This is a genomic window from Klebsiella sp. R390 (assembly GCF_051131745.1).
Lineage (GTDB): Bacteria > Pseudomonadota > Gammaproteobacteria > Enterobacterales > Enterobacteriaceae > Klebsiella.
In genome coordinates this window covers 2,580,019-2,596,986 of the sequence record NZ_CP180445.1, presented here as the reverse complement: position 1 = coordinate 2,596,986, position 16,968 = coordinate 2,580,019, and the positions used below count along the sequence as shown (strand labels likewise).

The 16,968-nt window shown below is 55.2% G+C and carries 17 protein-coding genes; 7 read left to right on the top strand and 10 right to left on the bottom strand.

What is annotated here, in order from left to right:
• Positions 1 to 52: 52 nt before the first annotated feature.
• Both sodA and yiiM read left to right on the top strand, forming a co-directional pair.
• Positions 53 to 673: a superoxide dismutase [Mn] gene (gene sodA / locus ACMYSP_RS12065; RefSeq protein ID WP_434586940.1), complete on the top strand. Its 621-nt coding sequence runs from the start codon at positions 53 to 55 to the stop codon at positions 671 to 673.
• A gap of 70 nt (positions 674 to 743) precedes the next feature.
• Positions 744 to 1,418 carry a 6-hydroxyaminopurine reductase gene (gene yiiM / locus ACMYSP_RS12060; protein WP_434586939.1) on the top strand — a complete coding sequence of 225 codons (675 nt, stop codon included), beginning with the start codon at positions 744 to 746 and terminating at the stop codon, positions 1,416 to 1,418.
• 76 nt (positions 1,419 to 1,494) lie between these two features.
• On the opposite strand, the gene cpxA is transcribed toward yiiM, so the two are convergent.
• Together cpxA and cpxR are read right to left on the bottom strand one after the other, a co-directional pair.
• Positions 1,495 to 2,868, bottom strand: a complete 1,374-nt coding sequence (gene cpxA, locus ACMYSP_RS12055; RefSeq protein WP_123758015.1) for an envelope stress sensor histidine kinase CpxA — start codon at positions 2,866 to 2,868, stop codon at positions 1,495 to 1,497.
• Positions 2,865 to 3,563 carry an envelope stress response regulator transcription factor CpxR gene (gene cpxR, locus ACMYSP_RS12050; protein WP_004203671.1) on the bottom strand — a complete coding sequence of 233 codons (699 nt, stop codon included), beginning with the start codon at positions 3,561 to 3,563 and terminating at the stop codon, positions 2,865 to 2,867. Before cpxR ends, cpxA begins: the two co-directional genes overlap by 4 nt.
• Positions 3,564 to 3,718: 155 nt before the next feature.
• Between cpxR and cpxP the strand changes: the two genes are divergently transcribed.
• The 3 genes from cpxP to pfkA all read left to right on the top strand — a co-directional run bounded on the left by cpxP (position 3,719) and on the right by pfkA (position 6,444).
• Positions 3,719 to 4,222 (top strand): cell-envelope stress modulator CpxP, encoded by a 504-nt coding sequence (gene cpxP, locus ACMYSP_RS12045; RefSeq protein WP_123758014.1) that lies wholly within the window; start codon positions 3,719 to 3,721, stop codon positions 4,220 to 4,222.
• A 159-nt stretch (positions 4,223 to 4,381) separates the two neighbouring features.
• Entirely contained in the window at positions 4,382 to 5,278 is an 897-nt protein-coding gene (fieF, locus tag ACMYSP_RS12040) for a CDF family cation-efflux transporter FieF (RefSeq protein WP_434586938.1), read from the top strand.
• 203 nt (positions 5,279 to 5,481) lie between these two features.
• Entirely contained in the window at positions 5,482 to 6,444 is a 963-nt protein-coding gene (pfkA, locus tag ACMYSP_RS12035) for a 6-phosphofructokinase (RefSeq protein WP_434586937.1), read from the top strand.
• Between the two features lie 61 nt (positions 6,445 to 6,505).
• Here the strand turns inward: pfkA and rraA are convergent, their stop codons facing one another.
• The 7 genes from rraA to priA all read right to left on the bottom strand — a co-directional run bounded on the left by rraA (position 6,506) and on the right by priA (position 14,622).
• Positions 6,506 to 6,991 (bottom strand): ribonuclease E activity regulator RraA, encoded by a 486-nt coding sequence (rraA, locus tag ACMYSP_RS12030; protein WP_123758011.1) that lies wholly within the window; start codon positions 6,989 to 6,991, stop codon positions 6,506 to 6,508.
• Between the two features lie 92 nt (positions 6,992 to 7,083).
• Complete coding sequence (gene menA, locus ACMYSP_RS12025; protein WP_434586936.1) at positions 7,084 to 8,010, bottom strand: 1,4-dihydroxy-2-naphthoate polyprenyltransferase; 927 nt, start codon at positions 8,008 to 8,010, stop codon at positions 7,084 to 7,086.
• A 192-nt stretch (positions 8,011 to 8,202) separates the two neighbouring features.
• Positions 8,203 to 9,537: an HslU--HslV peptidase ATPase subunit gene (hslU, locus tag ACMYSP_RS12020; protein ID WP_123758009.1), complete on the bottom strand. Its 1,335-nt coding sequence runs from the start codon at positions 9,535 to 9,537 to the stop codon at positions 8,203 to 8,205.
• Between the two features lie 9 nt (positions 9,538 to 9,546).
• Positions 9,547 to 10,077, bottom strand: coding sequence for an ATP-dependent protease subunit HslV (gene hslV, locus ACMYSP_RS12015; RefSeq protein WP_095105382.1), 531 nt, complete (start codon positions 10,075 to 10,077; stop codon positions 9,547 to 9,549).
• Positions 10,078 to 10,168: 91 nt separating this feature from the next.
• The gene (ftsN, locus tag ACMYSP_RS12010; protein WP_123758008.1) at positions 10,169 to 11,170 is read right to left on the bottom strand and encodes a cell division protein FtsN; all 1,002 of its coding nucleotides are present in this window, start codon (positions 11,168 to 11,170) and stop codon (positions 10,169 to 10,171) included.
• A 76-nt stretch (positions 11,171 to 11,246) separates the two neighbouring features.
• Entirely contained in the window at positions 11,247 to 12,275 is a 1,029-nt protein-coding gene (gene cytR / locus ACMYSP_RS12005) for a DNA-binding transcriptional regulator CytR (RefSeq protein ID WP_123758007.1), read from the bottom strand.
• Positions 12,276 to 12,426: 151 nt separating this feature from the next.
• Positions 12,427 to 14,622, bottom strand: coding sequence for a primosomal protein N' (priA, locus tag ACMYSP_RS12000; protein WP_434586935.1), 2,196 nt, complete (start codon positions 14,620 to 14,622; stop codon positions 12,427 to 12,429).
• A gap of 264 nt (positions 14,623 to 14,886) precedes the next feature.
• Here priA and rpmE point away from each other — a divergent pair, with 264 nt between their 5' ends.
• On the top strand, positions 14,887 to 15,102 hold the full coding sequence (gene rpmE / locus ACMYSP_RS11995; RefSeq protein WP_045853658.1) for a 50S ribosomal protein L31: 216 nt from the start codon (positions 14,887 to 14,889) through the stop codon (positions 15,100 to 15,102).
• A gap of 122 nt (positions 15,103 to 15,224) precedes the next feature.
• Here rpmE and metJ read toward each other — a convergent pair whose 3' ends face one another.
• Positions 15,225 to 15,542 carry a met regulon transcriptional regulator MetJ gene (gene metJ, locus ACMYSP_RS11990; RefSeq protein WP_004869405.1) on the bottom strand — a complete coding sequence of 106 codons (318 nt, stop codon included), beginning with the start codon at positions 15,540 to 15,542 and terminating at the stop codon, positions 15,225 to 15,227.
• Between the two features lie 265 nt (positions 15,543 to 15,807).
• Between metJ and metB the strand changes: the two genes are divergently transcribed.
• Complete coding sequence (gene metB, locus ACMYSP_RS11985) at positions 15,808 to 16,968, top strand: cystathionine gamma-synthase (RefSeq protein WP_434586934.1); 1,161 nt, start codon at positions 15,808 to 15,810, stop codon at positions 16,966 to 16,968.

Genomic DNA, 16,968 nt, shown 5'->3' with positions numbered 1-16,968 from the left:
CTGCTTACGCGGCCTTAACACTTCCTGCCGCTCGACAATAATGGAGATGATTATGAGTTATACACTGCCAGCCCTGCCGTACGCTTATGACGCCCTGGAACCGCACTTTGACAAGCAGACGATGGAAATCCATCACTCTAAACACCACCAGGCCTACGTTAACAATGCTAACGCTGCGCTGGAGAGCCTGCCGGAATTCGCAAACCTGTCCGCTGAAGAACTGATCACCAAACTGGATCAGCTGCCGGCTGACAAAAAAGGCGTTCTGCGTAACAACGCCGGCGGTCATGCTAACCACAGCCTGTTCTGGAAAGGCCTGAAAATCGGGACTACCCTGCAGGGTGACCTGAAAGCGGCGATCGAGCGTGATTTCGGTTCCGTCGATAACTTCAAAGCGGAATTCGAAAAAGCGGCAGCAACCCGCTTCGGTTCCGGCTGGGCGTGGCTGGTCCTGAAAGGTGACAAACTGGCCGTGGTTTCTACCGCGAACCAGGATTCCCCGCTGATGGGCGAAGCTATCTCTGGCGCTTCCGGCTTCCCGATCGTGGGCCTGGACGTTTGGGAACACGCTTACTACCTGAAATTCCAGAACCGTCGCCCGGACTACATCAAAGCCTTCTGGGACGTGGTTAACTGGGACGAAGCTGCTGCACGTTTTGCTGCCAAAAAATAAGGTTGCATTGTGCTGACTGAGAAGCGAGTCTGATGACTCGCTTTTTTTGTATCGGCATAAGGAGCAGCAGATGCACTATCCGCTCAACGTCTATATCGGTCGCGTTCGCGACTTTCCCGGCAGCCGCCCGAGCGCCATCAAAAAAATTCAGGTCGATGGCGAGTTAACCCTTGGTGAGCTGGGCCTGGCAGGTGATGAGCAGGCGGAACACAAAATTCATGGCGGGCCGGACCGCGCGCTTTGCCACTATCCCCGTGAACACTATGCCGACTGGATCCGCGAGTTTCCTGAACAGGCCGATCTTTTCTGCCCGCCGGCATTTGGCGAAAACCTCTCTACCGAAGGTCTGACGGAGCATAACGTCCACATTGGCGATATCTTTCGTTGGGGCGAGGCGCTGATTCAGGTCACGCAACCGCGTTCACCCTGCTTCAAACTCAACTTCCATTTTGCTATCAGCGATATGGCGCAGCGGATGCAGCAAAGTGGCAAAACGGGCTGGCTCTATCGGGTGGTGGCGGGCGGTCATGTCTCTGGCGATGCGCTGCTGGAGCGGGTGTCACAGGTGAGTGATGTGAGCGTCTACGAAGCTGGGGCCATTGCCTGGCATATGCCGTTCGATGATGAGCAGTATCATCGCCTACTGTCTGCCGCCGGGCTGTCGGTGAGCTGGACCCGCACCATGCAGAAGCGGCGCCTGAGTGGGCAAATCGAGGATGCTTCGCGCCGGCTGTGGGGAAAATAACCGCCAGCCGGGCTACAGGGCGCGGTGATGGCTGTGGTAGCCCGGCTAAGCGTAGCGCCAGCCGGGAGAGCGCTCATCAGGTTCGTTTGTACAACGGCAGCCAAATCGTTAAACGCAGTCCACCCAGCGGGCTGTCATCGGCCTTGACCCAGCCCCGATGCTGCTGAATAGCGGCTTCGACAATCGCCAGCCCCAGACCGGTGCCGCCAGACTCGCGATCGCGGGCCTCGTCGGTACGGTAGAACGGCCGGAATATTTGCTCGCGATCCTCCGGGCTGACGCCTGGACCGTCGTCATCAACGTTTATCGTGATGCCGTCTTTATCGACGGAGAAGCTCACTGAAATTTTGGTATGTGAGTAGCGCAGCGCGTTACGCACGATATTTTCCAGCGCACTTTCCAGCGCATTCGGGTTGCCGTAGAGCGGCCAGGGGCCTGGCGGATACTCTACCGTGAAGGATTTCCCTACCTGCTCGGCTTCAAACGCGGCGTTATCCAGCACTTCACCCCACAGCTGATTCGCCTTCACCGTTTCGCTCACCAGCGCGTTGTTCGCCTGGTTGCGCGACATCACCAGCAGGTCGTTGATCATGCTGTCCAGCCGGTGGGCTTCGGTCTCAATTCGCTCCAGCTCTTTGCTCTCGCCACTGCGGCGACGCAGCAGGGCGGTCCCCAGTTGCAGGCGCGTGAGCGGGGTACGCAGCTCGTGAGAAATATCGGATAACAAGCGCTGTTGCCCGGTCATCATGCGTTCCAGCGCCGTCACCATCTGGTTAAAACTGGCCCCGGCGGCTAAAAACTCCTGCGGGCCGGCTTCCAGTTCCGGATGTTGACGCAGGTTACCCTGTGCGACCTCATCGGCTGCGTTTTTCAACTTACGCGCCGGCTTAGCCAGGCTCCATGCAAGCCACAGAAGCAGGGGAGAACTGACCAGCATCGTCACGATGAGCAGAAGCAACGGACGGTCGAACAGCAGGTTGATAAAGTCTGACTGGGAGGTACTGGCGGGGCGGATCAGATAAAGCTGGTAATTATCTTCCCCATCCCTGACGGAAAACGGGCCAACCATTTCCAGGCGGCCGTAACGTTTTTTCTGCGGATGATCGGCATTATCAGCCTGGCCGATAAAGTTGCGAATGATCTGCATTTCGTTGCGTTCTGCGCCGATAACGCGCCCTTCGCTGGTTACTAGCAGCAAACGCTGTCCCGGCGGGGCCCATTTATCGATCGCGCGAAACAGACGACGCCACCACATCAGATCGTTAGGTGGGTCTGTCGCCAGTTCGGCCTCGACGTGCTGTTCAATCATGATGCCCTGGCGCTGTTCGCTTTCCAGCAATTCGGTCATCTGGCGCGAGTCCAGCTTGGGCAACATCAGAACCAGCATCAACACCAGTGCCAGCGTAAGCCAGAAAATAGCGAAGATGCGTGCGGTTAAACTTCCTATCATGAAGCTGAAACCATCAGGTAGCCGCGGCCGCGCAGGGTTTTAAACCATGGATGACCATCTTTGCGCTCCGGCAGCTTACGACGCAGATTCGAAATATGCATATCGATGGCGCGGTCGAATGGCGTCAGGCGTTTTCCCAATACTTCCTGGCTCAGGTGTTCACGAGACACCACCTGGCCAAGATGCTGCGCCAGCAGATACAGCAGGGTGAACTCCGTACCGGTCAGCTCCAGAGTTTGCCCATCGAAATTGGCTTCCTGACGACCCGGATTGAGGCTTAATGCATCAACCTCCAGCGTCGGGGAACCCGCTTCGGTGGTTTGCTGCTGCTCGCTCCAGTGAGAACGGCGCAGAATCGCGCGTATACGCGCCACCAGTTCACGATCGTTGAACGGCTTAGGCAAATAATCATCTGCGCCCAGCTCGAGGCCAAGCACGCGATCCAGCTCGCTACCGCGGGCAGTGAGCATAATGACCGGGGTCTGGTGTGTCTGACGTAACTCTTTCAGTGTATCGATACCGTTTTTCTTCGGCATCATCACATCAAGCAAAAGTAAATCGATGCTGTCGTCAAGAAGAGCCAGTGCCTGTTCCCCGTCATGGGCCACGAGCACATTAAATCCTTCCATATCAAGCAGCTCTTTTAACAGGGAGGTGAGCTCCCGGTCATCATCAACTAACAGGATTTTATTCATTGTTTAAATACCTCCGAGGCAGAAATTACGTCATCAAGGCTCGCTAATCCATGACTTTACGTTGTTTTACACCCCCTGACGCATGTTTGCAGCCCGAATCGTAGACTGTATCTCGTTGAATCGCTACACAGACACAAACGTATTGGGAGTATGTGATGCGCAATGTTATAGCTGCCGTCATGGCCTCAACGCTGGCGTTAAGTGCATATAGCCAGGCCGCTGAAGTCGTTACCAGCGTTAACTGGCTCCCCGGAGACGACGGGGTGCAGCGCACCAGCCAGAGTCATATGTTTGACGGCATAAGTTTAACCGAACAGCAACGTCAGCAGTTACGAGATCTTATGCGACGGGCGCGCCACGACAGGCCACCCATTAATGTTAGCGAAATGGAGACAATGCATCGCCTTGTCACCGCAGAAAATTTTGATGAAAACGCTGTGCGCGCTCAGGCAGATAAGATGGCGCAGGAACAGGTTGCCCGCCAGATCGAAATGGCAAAAGTTCGCAACCAGATGTACCACCTGTTAACGCCAGAGCAGCAAGCGGTTCTCAATGCTAAACACCAGCAACGAATGGATCAGTTGCGTGAGGTTGCAAGGATGCAGAAAGGATCAGCAACCATGCTGTCGAGTAGTAGCAATACCGTGCAACCCCAGTAGTAAACCCTGTTTTCCTTGCCATAGACACCATCCCTGTCTTCCCCCACATGATGTGGGGGTTTTTTTTGCCTGTCACTCAGCAATACGACTTCTTCTCCTTGCGCCTCGTTGCGGCAAAAGTTCAGGTTATACTAAGCGCATCGCCGAAAAGGAGACTTTATGAATCAATCTTATGGGCGGCTGGTGAGCCGGGCGGCTATTGCGGCGACGGTGATGGCCTCCACGTTACTTTTGATCAAGATTTTTGCGTGGTGGTATACCGGTTCTGTCAGTATTCTGGCTGCGCTTGTGGACTCGCTGGTGGATATTGCCGCCTCGTTAACCAACCTGCTGGTGGTGCGATATTCGCTACAACCCGCTGATGAAGAACATACTTTTGGTCACGGCAAGGCAGAATCGCTGGCCGCGCTGGCGCAAAGTATGTTTATCTCCGGGTCAGCCCTGTTCCTGTTTTTGACTGGCATACAGCATCTGGCGCGTCCGGAGCCTATGCAGGCGGCAGGCATCGGCATGATCGTAACCCTGATTGCGCTGGTCAGCACGCTGGTGCTGGTCACTTTTCAGCGCTGGGTGGTGAGAAAAACGCAAAGTCAGGCGGTGCGAGCAGATATGCTTCATTATCAGTCTGATGTTATGATGAATGGCGCCATTCTGGTGGCGTTAGGCCTGTCCTGGTATGGCTGGCATCGTGCCGATGCGCTGTTTGCTCTCGGGATTGGCATCTATATTTTATATAGCGCGCTGCGTATGGGCTATGACGCTGTTCAGTCGTTATTAGACCGCGCACTTCCTGACGAGGAACGTCAGGACATTATCAATATCGTGACCGCATGGCCTGGCGTCAGCGGGGCGCACGATCTACGAACGCGGCAGTCAGGGCCGACTCGCTTTATTCAAATACATTTGGAAATGGAAGATAACCTCCCTCTGGTACAGGCGCATGTTATTGCCGACCAGGTTGAGCAGGCGATTCTAAACCGTTTCCCGGGTTCTGATGTCATTATCCATCAAGACCCCTGCTCCGTCGTGCCGCTGGCACGCCAGGGCGTTTTTTGAGCGTTGAGTTATAGTCTGTAAATTCGATGTTAAAATGTGGGGCGGATCGGCATTATTTGTATAAATTACCGCCATTTGGTCTGACCTGAATCAATTCAGCCAGAAGCGTTTGATATACTATTGCAATTATCGTCGTGCTCTCCTGTTCAAGGAGCGCTTCAGGCAACAGGATTATTTTTTGCTTCCTAAGTTCAGAGGTAGTCATGATTAAGAAAATCGGTGTATTGACAAGTGGCGGTGATGCGCCGGGCATGAACGCAGCAATTCGTGGCGTTGTGCGCGCAGCATTAACGGAAGGTCTGGAAGTTTTTGGAATCTATGACGGTTACCTCGGCCTGTATGAAGATCGCATGGTTCAGCTCGACCGCTATAGTGTCTCCGACATGATCAACCGTGGCGGTACTTTCCTGGGTTCAGCGCGTTTCCCTGAATTCCGCGAAGAGCATATCCGCGCCGTAGCCCTTGAGAACATGAAAAAGCGTGGTCTGGATGCGCTGGTTGTTATTGGCGGTGACGGCTCCTACATGGGGGCGATGCGCCTGACCGAAATGGGCTTCCCGTGCATCGGCCTGCCTGGCACCATCGATAACGACATCAAAGGTACCGACTACACCATCGGTTTCTTCACTGCGCTGAGCACTGTGGTTGAAGCCATTGACCGTCTGCGTGATACCTCTTCTTCTCACCAGCGTATTTCTGTTGTTGAAGTGATGGGCCGTTACTGTGGCGATCTGACCCTGGCGGCGGCGATTTCCGGTGGCTGTGAGTTCATTATGGTGCCCGAAGTTGAATACACTCGCGATGACCTGGTGTCTGAAATTAAAGCCGGGATTGCGAAAGGTAAGAAACACGCCATCGTAGCGATCACTGAGCACATGTGTGACGTGGACGAACTGGCTCACTACATCGAGAAAGAAACCGGACGTGAAACCCGTGCAACGGTACTGGGTCACATTCAGCGTGGTGGTTCTCCGGTTCCTTACGACCGTATCCTGGCTTCCCGCATGGGCGCCTACGCGATTGAACTGCTGCTGCAGGGCTTTGGTGGCCGCTGTGTCGGTATTCAGAACGAAAAACTGGTGCACCATGACATCATCGATGCTATCGAGAACATGAAGCGCCCGTTCAAAAACGACTGGCTGGATTGCGCGAAGAAACTGTACTAATTCTGGCGTAAGACAAACAAAAAGGCCTTCTCAGAGAGAAGGCCTTTTTTTATCGGGCGGGTTATTCGATATCCAGCGCATCCTCGGAGAGGATGATGCCGGTATTATCAGCATACAGATGGTCGCCGGAGAAGAAGGTCACGCCGCCGAAATTGACGCGAACGTCGCTTTCACCGATGCCTTCACCAGCTGCACCAACGGGAATCGCGGCCAGAGCCTGGATACCAATATCCAGATCTTCCAGGTCGTCAACCTGACGCACTGCACCATAGACCACTAACCCTTCCCACTCGTTTTGCACGGCCAGACGCGCCAGGTCGGCGTCAATTAACGCACGGCGGACGGAGCCCCCACCATCGATCAGTAAGATGTGACCACGGCCGTTCTGTTCGAGCATATCGTATAGCAACCCGTTATCCTCGAAACATTTCACCGTGATGATTTGTCCACCAAACGACGACCGCCCCCCAAAGTTGGAGAACAGAGGTTCCACTACGTTGACATCTTCCTGGTAGATGTCACAAAGCTCGGAAGTATCGTATTTCATAGGCTTAACGTTCAGTTGCTGCGAGAATTTTTAGTATATCTCGCGAATCGCATTGTTGGCAAAATCATCAATTGTTAATTGATATTTGTCAGTTAACCCGCGAGCTTGCTGCAAACAATTCCAATGACAAACAGCAGGTTGGTTAACAGCGCGGCTTTGACCGTCCGCTCCAGCATTGGACGCATCGCCGCTGGCTCGCGTTCGCGCATCACAAATCGCGCCTGCTTCACCAGCAGCGGCGTAGCGAGCATGAACAGCCAACCCCATAGGTTTTGTAGCGACATCAGATTAAACAGCGCCAGACACAGCGGAGCGCCGATAAGCAGGCTTGAGTGGTAGCGGCGGGCATTAAGCGGCCCCAGACGTACCGCCAGGGTATTTTTGCCGTTCTCTCTGTCGCTATCGATATCGCGCAGATTATTGATATTCAGCACCGCAGCGGCTAACAGGCCACAGGCGGTGGCAGGCAGGAAAATAGCGGCTGTAATGGTGTGGGCCTGCAAATACCAGCTCCCGGCGACGCTAAGCCAGCCAAAGAACAGCAGTACTGAAATATCGCCAAGGCCGATATAGCCGTAAGGGCGGGTTCCGACGGTATAGGTAATGGCGGCGATAATCGAAAGGCTGCCGAGCACCATAAAACCAATAAAATCGGCCATCGTTTGCCAGGCGCAGAACAGCAGTGCCAGCCCGGAGAGGCAAATCAGCACTACGGTAGCGATCAGCGCGCGCTTCATTTGCGCCTGAGTGATAGCCCCTTTCTGCATGCCGCGCAGTGGCCCTAAACGGTCGGGTTTATCGCTGCCCTTTACGGCATCGCCATAATCGTTGGCGAGATTCGACAGTATTTGCAGCAGTCCAGCGGTGATCAGCGCCAGTAGCGCGACCCAGGGATCGAAGTGCCCCTGATACCAGGCCAGCGTTGTGCCAACCACGATGGCGGAAAAGGCCAGAGGGAGCGTTTTTGGCCGCAGGCTTTCGAGCCAGGCCTGAGTGCGGGTTATCGGTTTTTCAGTCATAGGTTCCGGCCAATAAAAATGGGGCTATACCCGTCATCCTTCAAACAGCCTCTTTGTCGGCTTCGCCTGCTCACCCCGGTCACTAACGTTAGTCAGCTCCGGGATATTCTCAGGCTAGCCGCCGCGATGCAGCTTGAATGATTTTGTGTATCTATAGCCCCATCTAAAGTGATGAAAATATATTGGACCGGATTATAGGATAAAACGGCTCAGATCTTCATCTGCCACCAGTACATCCAGATGTTTACCAACATATTCCGCATCAATCGTGATGCTCTGACCGTTCATTTCACTGGCGTCGTAGGAGATATCTTCAATCAGACGCTCCAGCACGGTGTGCAAACGACGTGCACCGATGTTTTCGGTGGTTTCGTTCACCTGCCATGCTGCCTGTGCGATGCGCTTGATTCCCTCTTGGGTAAATTCGATGTTTACCCCTTCAGTGGCCATCAGCGCTTTGTACTGCACGGTGATGGAGGCATTCGGCTCGGTCAGGATGCGCTCGAAATCTTCGGTAGTCAGCGCTTTCAGCTCAACGCGGATCGGCAGGCGCCCCTGCAGTTCCGGGATCAGGTCAGACGGGCTGGCCACCTGGAATGCGCCGGAGGCGATAAACAGGATATGGTCGGTTTTGACCATACCGTGTTTGGTTGAAACGGTGCAGCCTTCCACCAGCGGCAGCAGGTCACGCTGAACGCCTTCACGGGAGACATCCGGGCCAGAGCTGTTGCCACCACGCTTACAGATTTTGTCGATTTCGTCGATAAACACGATACCGTGCTGCTCAACGGCATCGATGGCATCCTGCTTCAGCTCTTCCGGGTTCACCAGCTTCGCCGCTTCTTCTTCAATCAGCAGCTTCATCGCGTCTTTGATTTTCAGCTTACGCGGTTTTTGCTTCTGGCCGCCGAGGTTCTGGAACATGGACTGCAGCTGGCTGGTCATCTCTTCCATGCCCGGAGGGGACATGATTTCAACGCCCATTGGCGCAGCGGCAAGGTCAATCTCGATTTCTTTGTCGTCGAGCTGGCCTTCGCGCAGTTTTTTACGGAATGCCTGGCGCGCTGCTGACGGCTCCTGAGGCTGTTCTGCCTGGCCCCAGTTATTTTTTGCCGGCGGGATCAGCACGTCGAGAATACGCTCTTCAGCCATCTCTTCGGCGCGATAGCGGTTTTTATCAATGGACTGCATGCGGACCATTTTGATCGCCGCATCGGTCAGATCGCGGATAATCGAATCCACCTCTTTACCGACATAGCCCACTTCGGTGAATTTTGTTGCTTCAACTTTGATGAACGGCGCGTTGGCCAGTTTTGCCAGACGACGAGCAATTTCGGTTTTACCGACGCCGGTCGGGCCGATCATCAGAATGTTTTTCGGCGTGACTTCGTGGCGCAGCTCTTCGTTTAACTGCATGCGGCGCCAGCGGTTACGCAGCGCGATTGCGACAGAACGCTTGGCTGCATCCTGACCGATAATGTGTTTGTCCAGTTCGCTGACAATTTCGCGTGGGGTCATTTCAGACATGGGAGATCCTTACGCTTTAGAGGCTAATTCTTCGATGGTGTGGAAATGGTTGGTATAAATGCAGATATCACCTGCAATATTCAACGCTTTCTCTGCGATGTCGCGTGCGCCCATATCGGTGTTTTCCAACAGAGCACGAGCCGCGGCCTGAGCGTAGGGGCCACCAGAACCGATAGCGATCAGATCGTTTTCGGGCTGCACCACGTCACCGTTACCGGTGATGATTAGCGAGGCGTTTTCATCCGCGACCGCCAGCAGGGCTTCCAGTTTGCGCAACATACGATCGGTACGCCAGTCTTTCGCCAGTTCCACGGCGGCCTTGACCAGGTGTCCCTGGTGCATTTCCAGTTTACGTTCAAACAGTTCGAACAGCGTGAAAGCGTCAGCAGTGCCGCCGGCGAAGCCTGCGATCACTTTGTCGTTGTACAGGCGACGAACCTTTTTCACGTTACCTTTCATGACGGTATTGCCAAGCGTGGCCTGGCCATCACCGGCGATAACCACATGGCCGTTACGGCGAACACTTACTATTGTTGTCACGAGCAGACCCCTTGGTTACAAATGCGGAATAGGGGCCCCGCGGATGACGCGGGGCAGAATGCAATTATAGATGGGGGGGATTTTTAGGGTTTCAACCCCTGGCGGCAAGACGAATGCAGTTTGCATGCCCGGCCATCTTCAGGCGAGTGATCATATCGTTGGCGCTTTCTTTGCCTTTCAGCGGCCCAATCACCACGCGGTTCCAGCCATTGTTGGTGGTAATGCGTGAGGAGAACCCTTCAAATGCCAGCTGTGCGCGAACGGTTTCTGCCTGCTCCGCGCCTTTAAAGGAGCCGCACTGAATCATCCAGCTACGATCGTCTTTCTTCTCAGCCGGCGCTTTCTGCGCTTCTTCAACGCGCGCAACTGGCGCGGCGGCCTGGGTTTTAGGCTGTGATGTCGTATGCGCTGGCGTTTGTAGCAGATCCTGATACGGCTGCTGGGTAGACGCGGTTTGCTTCGGCTGCTGTACCGGTTTTGGTTGCGCAGCAGGCTTTGGCTGCTCGGCTACTCGCTGTTGCGCACGCGGCTGTTGTACCGGCGCCTGCGTTTGCGTCTGCGCCCACTGCTGCTGGGCAACCTGTTGCTGCTGCTGCACCTGCTGTTGAGCCAGACGCTGACGCTGCAGCGTTTGCTGACGCTGGGCCTGGGTTTGTTCGTTCCACGGAACTTCGGTCAGTTGGGTTGGCTGCTGGCGCATATCCGCCTGCATCTGTGCCAGCAACTGACGCTGTTCGTTGGTGAGCTGTTCGGGTTTCATCACTTCCCCGCCGGCCGTCGGTTCAGTCGGCGCACGCACGCCAGGCTGGCGACTTTCCAGCTCTTTAATATAGCGCCAGCGCTCTTCCGGTTTTGGCGGTAAGCCGTTTCCTGCAGCCTGACGGTTTTGCAGGGCTTCCGCTTCTTCTTTTTTATGGTGCGTGATGAAGTACAGCCCACCGATAAAGGCCACCAGCACTGCCGCCGCGATCGCAACCATCGTTGGTGAAACCGCCGCAAGGCTGCTCTGTTTGTTCCTTGAGCTTCGGGTATTACCCTTTTTGCGCCGCGAAGAAGCCGGTTGGCTGCGGCGTACATAATCTCGTTGTGCCACTATCGTTTCGCTGTCTTATTCGTTCGTCAGTCCGCCATGTTACTTAAGCGGCAAGGCTTTGACCAGAACCGGATGGTTATGCTCTGATTTTACGTGTACTGCCGCGAACGATCAGTTCGCAGTCCAGCAATCGTGAACCACTGTTCACATTGTGACCATGTAGCTGATCCAGTAGCAACAGCATCGCTTCGCGGCCGATATCAAAGCGCGGTTGCGCAACGGTCGTCAATGGCGGATCGCAAAATTCAGATAAAGAGATATTATCGAAACCCACAATCGACAGGTCGTCAGGCACTTTCAGGCCCCGGCGTTTTGCCAGCGACAGCGCGCCAAGCGCCATGATATCGCTGTGGCAGAAAACCGCGGTGGGCGGCACCGGGAGCGCCAGAAGCTGCTCCAGCGCGTTGGCTCCGGCTTCATAGGTAAAATTACCGCGCGCAATATAATGCGGGTCGATAGTTATCCCACTGCGGCGCAGCGCCTGCACATAGCCCTGGAGACGGTAATGGCACAGCGGCATCTCTTCCGGACCGGCGATGCAACCAATGCGCTGGTGTCCCAGCTCATGCAGATAATTGACAGCATTAAACGCCGCGGTGAGGTTATCGATATGTACCGTCGGCAGCTCCAGCTCAGGCGCAAACTCATTCGCCATGACCATCGGTGGCAGATTGCGTTGTTCTTCAACGCCCGCGTCGAAGGGCAGTCGTGAGCCGAGCAGCAGCATACCGTCGATCTGCTTGGTGATAATCAGGTCGATAAAGGTTTTTTCCTGGCGGTTCTGGTGAGCGCAGTCACCGATCAGCACCAGATATCCCTGTTCCGCTGCGGTGATTTCAATGCCTCGAATGATCTCGCTGAAAAAGGGATCGCAAATATCAGGCACGATGACCAGAATCGTACGTGATTCATTGCGTTTCATGTTACGCCCGAGCGACTGCGGCAAATAGCCGACTTCAAGCGCCGCCTGCTCCACCCGATTACGGGTAGTCTGAGAAACCTTATCGGGATTCATTAACGCTCGGGACACGGTTGCCGTGGAAACGTTTGCCTTCAGGGCAACGTCTTTCATCGTGGCGGCAACCACCTGTTTTTTGGGCTTCACCTGTTTTCTCCTCACTGACTCGTGCAGACACATCCCTTGTGCTCTGACATCAGCAACATTTTTAGCAGATAGTCGATGCAGAGAGTTACAGAATTTTCATGAAAAACGTGATGACTGTTGAATTTTTTCGATCCGTCTCGCAAGAGAAGGCTTAACCTTCAATAGGATCGACGTCCAGCACCCACTTTACCTTACGTGCTTCCGGCAGGGTGTTGATCAGCGCTAATGTCCCGCTGACGATATGCTGCAGGCGAACGCGCGACGGGTGCTGGAGCAGAATCTGCCAGCGCCAGCGGCCTCCGCGTTTGGGCGCCAGCGCCGGCACGGGGCCAAGCACCCACAGTTTGTCATCGGCCAACGGGCTAGCCTGCAGCAAATTGCGCAACTGCTGCAGGAACAGCGGAGCCTGCTGATTGTTATGATCTTCGGCACGAATCAGGACGTGGCTGGTCCACGGCGGCAGCTGCATGGTCTGACGTTCAGCCAGCGCTTGATCGGCAAAAGCATCGTAGCCCTGATACAGCAGCGTTTGCAGCAGCGGATGCTCCGGGTGATGCGTTTGCAGAATCACCTCGCCCTGTTTACCCGCGCGCCCGGCACGGCCAGAGACCTGGGTATAGAGCTGGGCGAAGCGCTCGGCGGAGCGGAAGTCGGCGGAAAACAGTGCGCCGTCAACGTCCAGCAGAGACACCAGCGTCACGTCCGGGAAGTGATGACCTTTGGCCAGCATTTGCGTGCCGATCAGGATACGCGCACCGCCGCGGTGGATATCGGCGAGGTGCTGCTCGAGCGCGCCTTTGCGGCTGGTGGTATCCCGGTCGACGCGGGAGATCGGAACGTCGGGAAACAGCGGCGCCAGCGCCTGCTCCAGCTGTTCGGTTCCCAGCCCGACGGGGACAAGGTGCGTCGACCCGCATGACGGACACTGACGCGGGATTGGGCGCTGACTGTCGCAGTGATGACAGCGCAGGTGATGCTGGGCCTGGTGCAGGGTGTAGTAGCTGTCACAGCGTGGGCATTCGGCAATCCACCCGCAATCGTGGCACAGCAGCGCAGGGGCAAAACCGCGACGGTTTAAAAACAGAATCACCTGGTTATCGGCCTGCAGGTGTTGCCGCATGCGGCTAATCAGGGCCGGAGAAAGTCCCGCCTGCAGCTGCTGGCCTTTTAAATCCAGCACGTGCTGCTGAGCCGGACGCGCATTGCCCGCCCGCTTAGTCAGCTTCAACTGACGATACTTACCCTGACGGACGTTATAGAGCGTCTCCAGCGCCGGCGTAGCGGACCCCAGAATGATCGGGATTTGCTCGCTGTGGGCGCGCCAGACCGCCAGGTCGCGAGCGTGATAGCGCCAGCCTTCCTGCTGCTTATAGGAGCTATCGTGCTCCTCATCGATAACGATCACCCCAAGGTCTTTAAACGGCGTAAACAGTGAGGAACGCGTCCCGATAACGATAGCTGCCTCGCCATTTTTAGCCTTTAGCCATGCCGAGAGACGCTCGCTATCATTCAGCCCGGAGTGCAGCACCTCAACCGGTGCGTTAAAGCGCTGGCGGAACCGGGCGATGGTCTGTGGCGTGAGGCCAATCTCCGGCACCATCACCAGTGCCTGACGACCCTGTGCCAGCACGTTTTCCAGGACGCTAAGATACACTTCCGTTTTGCCGGAACCGGTAATACCGGCCAGCAGCCAGGTTGAAAACCGGTCTGACGCACTGTGAATAGCGCCCACGGCGGTGGCCTGCTCAGTATTCAGACGCAGCCGTTCGCCGGGAATGGAAAAATGGGTTCGCCAGTCAGTCAGGGCCGGGGTTTCGCTCGCCAGCTCACACAGCCCTTTGCCACGCAGCGCCTGCAGCGCCGCATCGTTAAACTCCAGCTCAGCGACCTGATAGCGCCATATTTTTCCCTGACGCAGCGCTGACAGCGCCTGCTGTTGCTTCGGCGAACGCTTGAGGCTGTTGATGTCGACGGCCTGCCCCTGTTCGGTGGCAAACCAGTACCACTGCGGCGCTGCGCTGGCCGGTTTACCCTGACGCAGCAGGATCGGTAGCGCGTGGAACAGCACATCGCCGATAGGGTGGTGATAATAATCGGCCGCCCATAGCAGCAGTCGCCAGACGGTAGATGAAAACACCGGTTCGCTATCCAGCGCTTCGGCAACCGGTTTTAGCTCATCCAGCGGCAGTTCGCTGTGCTCGCTGATGGCGGTGACAATGCCAATGCGCTCCTGTTTGCCAAAGGGCACACGCACGCGACAGCCTGCTTTGACCGACATGCCTTCAGGGAGGCGATAGTCAAAGGTACGGGGCAGCGGAACGGGCAGGGCAACGTGGGCGACGGACATGTCATCTTCCTGACTTGAAATCTGGCCGCTTAGTATACACATTGTAATAAGGGCTCGCGGATCAGTTTGCATATGCTGGTCAAATTCTGTATGATTCGCCGCCTTTGGTGCGCTTCGTGCAGCATCAAACTAAACGTATTACCTGAAAGTCTCGCGCTGTGGTCAATGTACCGGTAGCGTAGAAGGTGACAGGCAATTATTAACATCGCGTGGTGTCTGGCGTTAGGGCTGGAAGAGCGACGCGGCCTTAACTGAGGTTCTCCCATGAAAAAAGATATTCACCCGAAATACGAAGAAGTTACTGCTAACTGCTCTTGCGGTAACGTCATGAAAATCCGTTCTACCGTTGGTCACGACCTGAACCTCGACGTGTGCGGTAAATGTCACCCGTTCTACACTGGCAAGCAGCGTGACGTTGCTACCGGTGGCCGTGTTGACCGCTTCAACAAGCGCTTCAGCGTGCCGGGTACCAGCAAGTAATTTGCTGAAAGAAAAAGCCGCCTCAGGGCGGCTTTTTTTGTTTTTGTCGCCAGACCGCGCTGTAGATGGCCAGTCTGTGACGTCAAAAAGGGCGGAGGTAAACTCCGCCCTTTTTCATGCGCTTAGTATTCCCACGTATCCGGGTCGATGCCCATCTCACGCATTATCTGCTTCGCCGCTTCCGGGATCTCATCGCTGCGTTCTTTACGCAGGTCTTCATCGTTCGGCAACGGTTGACCGGTAAAGGCATGCAGGAACGCTTCACACAGCAGTTCGCTGTTGGTGGCATGCCGCAGGTTGTTCACCTGGCGACGCGTGCGTTCATCGGTGAGGATTTTTAACACCTTCAGAGGAATGGAAACCGTAATTTTTTTTACTTGCTCACTCTTCTTACCGTGCTCAGCGTATGGGCTGATATATTCGCCGCTCCATTCAGCCATGAGATACCTTAATCCTCTATTCATTAGTTAAGGACCAGAACGTCTTGTCTGGCCATAATTGCGCGTAGTTTACCGTAGCGGGGCGTGTCTGACATCTGATTAGCCCCTGCGGATGTGCGCCAATGCATATAATTTTAACGGCTATTCGCTTTTTGCTCAATCTATACGCAAAGAAGTTTAGATGTCCAGATGTATTGACGTCCATTGTGACAATGATTACTCTGGTGCCTGACTTTTCACCGATTCAGCCCAGGAACTGCCCAACATGACGCGTAAACAGGCCACCATCGCAGTGCGTAGCGGTTTAAATGACGACGAACAGTACGGTTGCGTTGTCCCGCCGATTCATCTTTCCAGTACCTACAACTTCACCGGCTTTAATGAACCTCGTGCCCATGACTATTCCCGTCGCGGTAACCCGACGCGTGATGTCGTGCAGCGCGCGCTGGCGGAGCTGGAAGGCGGCGCGGGTGCCGTGCTGACCAACACCGGTATGTCGGCCATTCTGCTGGTGACCACCGTGTTCCTGAAGCCTGGTGATGTGCTGGTGGCGCCACATGACTGCTATGGCGGCAGCTATCGCTTATTTGATAGCCTGGCGAAACGCGGGTGTTATAGCGTGCTGTTTGTCGATCAGAATGATGAACAGGCGCTGAATGCAGCATTGGCTGAAAAACCGAAGCTGGTATTGGTCGAAAGCCCAAGTAATCCGTTGCTGCGGGTGGTGGATATTGCGAAAATCTGCTCGCTGGCTCGAGAAGCGGGTGCGGTAAGCGTAGTGGATAACACCTTCCTGAGCCCGGCGTTGCAAAACCCGCTGGCGCTGGGCGCCGATCTGGTACTGCATTCGTGCACTAAATACCTGAATGGCCACTCTGACGTGGTGGCGGGCGTGGTGATTGCCAAAGATCCGGCCCTTGTCACCGAACTGGCATGGTGGGCGAATAATATCGGCGTCACCGGCGGCGCATTCGATAGTTACCTGTTGCTACGTGGTTTGCGTACGCTCTCTCCACGTATGGAAGTGGCGCAGCGCAATGCTCAGGCGATTGTCGACTATCTGAAAGCCCAGCCGTTGGTGAAAAAACTGTATCATCCATCCCTGCCTGAAAATCAGGGGCATGAGATTGCTGCGCGTCAGCAAAAAGGTTTTGGCGCAATGTTAAGCTTTGAACTGGACGGGGATGAGCAGACGTTGCGTCGTTTTCTGAGCGGATTGTCGCTGTTTACGCTGGCCGAATCGCTGGGGGGCGTAGAAAGTCTGATTTCGCATGCCGCAACGATGACGCATGCAGGTATGTCGCCTGAAGCACGTGCGGCGGCAGGGATTTCAGAAACGCTTCTGCGTATTTCGACCGGTATTGAAGATGGTGAAGATTTAATTGCCGACCTGGAAAATGGCTTCCGGGCAGCAAACGAGGAATAA